Annotated in this window: 2 protein-coding genes; both read right to left on the reverse strand. The window is 50.9% G+C overall.

Going from position 1 to position 3,157, the window contains the following annotated elements:
- Positions 1-739 (reverse strand): RagB/SusD family nutrient uptake outer membrane protein (locus ACEW8P_RS00570; protein ID WP_373511168.1); only part of this gene is annotated, 739 nt, incomplete at its 3' end.
- A 19-nt stretch (positions 740-758) separates the two neighbouring features.
- The coding region (locus tag ACEW8P_RS00575) for a SusC/RagA family TonB-linked outer membrane protein (RefSeq protein ID WP_373511169.1) at positions 759-3,157 on the reverse strand (2,399 nt) is incomplete at its 5' end.

Raw genomic sequence — 3,157 nt, forward strand, 5'->3', positions numbered from 1 at the left:
TCAGCGCAGTGTTGGGGTCGTCGATGACGACGGTAGCGGCGGCAATAGCTTCATCCCATTTTTGTTGGGCAATATACGTTTCGGCTAACAGGTGCTGCGCCACCAGGTTGGACACCCGCCCGTCGGCTACTTCCCCGATAGAGGGCAGGTTGTTAGCGGCAAAGGTAGCATCTTCCGCGATTTGCGCTAATATATCTTCCCGGCTTGCCCGCGTGAAATCCGTTTTGGGAGAGGTTACTTCTTCCAGCAACAAAGGAACGCCCCCGTACAGGTACACTAAATTCCGATAGGCAAAGGCACGGAAGAAGCGAGCTTCGGCTTCAATAAGTTTTTTTTGTTCGCCAGTGAGTTCACTTTCCTTTACACGGTCTACAATGGAGTTGGCGCTGGTCACGATTTTGTACAAGCGGCTCCAATGCCATTCAGACATACTACCCGTAGGGTTCAAGGTGATATTATAATCTCCAAAGCGGTTGTTCGAGGTGGAGGTGCGGGCATCAAACATGATGTCCGTTCCGTAGATGTACGCCTGTGAGTTTTCGTTTGAGTTATAACGAAGATCACGCATCTGGGCGTACAAATCGTACACCGAGCTTTCGTAGTTCTCAAAGGTAACGAAGGCGTTGCCGGGACTGAAGAAGTCCAGTGGTTTTTCTTCCAGAAAATCATCTTCGTTGCAGGCAGCGGCAATCAGTGACAGAACAATAATAATGAAACTATATTGAAATAATGTTTTCATGTCAAATCAGATTTTACAGTTATAATGAAATGTCTAAGCCAAACGAAAAGCCGCGCATGACGGGCAGGGCTGTACCTTGGGTAGCCCCGAGGCCCTGACCGGTTTCTGGATCCCAACCTTCCCAGTTGGTCAAGGTGAGCAGGTTTTTGCCGCTGACAAAGACTTTCAATCCTTGCAGACCGATGCGTTCTGTCAGGCTGTTGTTCAACTTATACGCCAGCGAAATATCCTGTAGCCGCACAAAGCTGCGGGAAAAATACCGACGGCCTCCGATGGCAGCGTCTGCACCAGGCCGGCGATATGTCGCACCTGGATTGGCGGGTGTCCAGTAGTCAATTTCTGCGAACCAGTTGCTGGCCTGTGCAACACCGGGTGTGCCGTAGCCACTGGCCCAGGGGTTGTTCTCCCCCAGGTACCCATCGCTTCCACTCTGAATGGATTTGACGAAAAACTTTAATGAGAAATCTTTATAGCGAAGGGTGTTCTGTATCCCAAACTGATAGGCGGGTTCTGCGCGTCCCAGAATCCGCCGGTCGTCTTGAGGAGTGATCTGGCCGTCACCGTTAAAATCCCGCAGTTTGTACTGGCCCGGCGCAAATCCATCGGGAATGCTCTCGCTGTCGCTGATCTGCCATAGCCCGTCGACCACGTAGCCGTAGATGGCTCCGATAGGCTCGCCAATGAACAAGCCATTAGCCGTCAGGTCGTCTTCTCGTCCGTCGCCATCACGGTCCAACCCGATCAGGCTTTCAATTTTATTGTTGTTGGTAGCAAAGTTCAGCCCTACATCCCAACTGAAATTAGGAATACGGACCGGGGTGGCGTTCAGCAGCACTTCCAGACCGGTATTGCTAATTTCGCCTATGTTCGAGGTGATATTATCAAAGCCGGTAATTTCGGGCAACACGAAGTTCCAGAGCAGATCGGTGGTTTTGGATTGGTAATAGTCAATACTTCCCGAAAGTTTGCTGTCCAGAAGTTCAAAATCCAGTCCGACGTTGATGCCCGCCGTTCTTTCCCACGACAGATCAGGATTGGATAGCGAAGTGATGCGTTGTCCGTTGACTGTGCTTCCACCATCTCCGAACACATACTGTGAATTAGCCCCGGCAGATACTCGCGCCAGCGAACTATAGCGGCTGGTCAGGTTTCCGTTGATGCCGTAGCTGGCGCGTAGTTTCAGGAAGTTGAGTGTATTGATGTTCGCCAGAAAACTTTCTTCAGACAATACCCAGCCTACGCCTACCGACGGGAACAAGCCAAACTTATTGTTTTCGGAAAAGCCACTGAATCCGTCCCGGCGCAGGGTGGCAGTAAGGAGGTATCTGTCCTTAAAATCGTAGTTGATCCGCGCCATCTGGTAGAGGTACTTTTCTTCCCAGGCTCTCGATGATATTTGCTGAATGACAGCTTGTTCCAGGCTGTTGTACGACAGTGCCAAATTAGAAAAGTTGGTTCCTTCGGCCCCGTTTTCATCGAAGGAAATACGGTTGAACCCGTATAACAGGGTTGCGTTAAGTTCGTGGTTTTTGCCTAATTGCCGGTTGTACGTCACAATATTATCCACTAAGATGTCGTAGGTAGCCCGGTTGATCTTGATAGCCCGGCCTGATTGCCCCGCATCATAGATGCTGGAGTTACTCAGCGCATCCCAGCGGTAGTTGTTGCTAAAGTTTACCCGGTAGCTGAGTCCTTTTATCTGCGGGATACGAAGGTTGGCGTAGAAAATACCGGATAGATTGTTTCGCAGATCCCGGTCGTCAGAAGCACTTTGCAAAAACGGGTTCAAGCGGTTATCGCCTAATGGATTGATGATCAGTTCTCCGTTTTCATCCCGGGGCGTCACCAGGGGACTCATCAGCGGGATAGAGCCTAAACCCGGACTTTCTCCCGAATAATCCGAGAATGACCCAAAGGTATTGGCCCCGATCGTGAGCCACTCGGCTATTTCGGTATCTACATTGATGCGGGCGGTGATCCGGCGGTATTTATCATTCTGTATCCATCCTTTTTGGTCGGTATAGCCGCCGGAGAGAAAGTAAGAAGTTTTGTCGGTGCTGCCCCGCACGCTCAGTTGGTGGTCGGTGATATAACCCGGGTCGGTCACTTCATCGTACCAACTGTAGTCGGTACCATTGGCAAAGCCTTCCAGGATAGGAGGAAACAGACCGGTGTTGTTGTCAATCGTCCAGTCAGGATTTTCCTGTATATAATCAGGAGCCAGGTAGCCGTTTTCCCAATCCACGTCGCGTACGCCTTTCAGGTAGCCCGTCCGGCCCAGGGGAGTAAGTTCATTGGCCGGCGACTGGGTGCTGTAGTATCCTGAATAATTGATGACAGGCTTCTGCGCTGATTTTCCGCTTTTTGTGGTGATCAGTATGACACCGTTGGCAGCCTGGGCGCCGTAAATGGCTTTGC

Origin of the sequence: Persicitalea sp., assembly GCF_041751555.1 — a bacterium.
Taxonomy (GTDB): domain Bacteria; phylum Bacteroidota; class Bacteroidia; order Cytophagales; family Spirosomataceae; genus Persicitalea.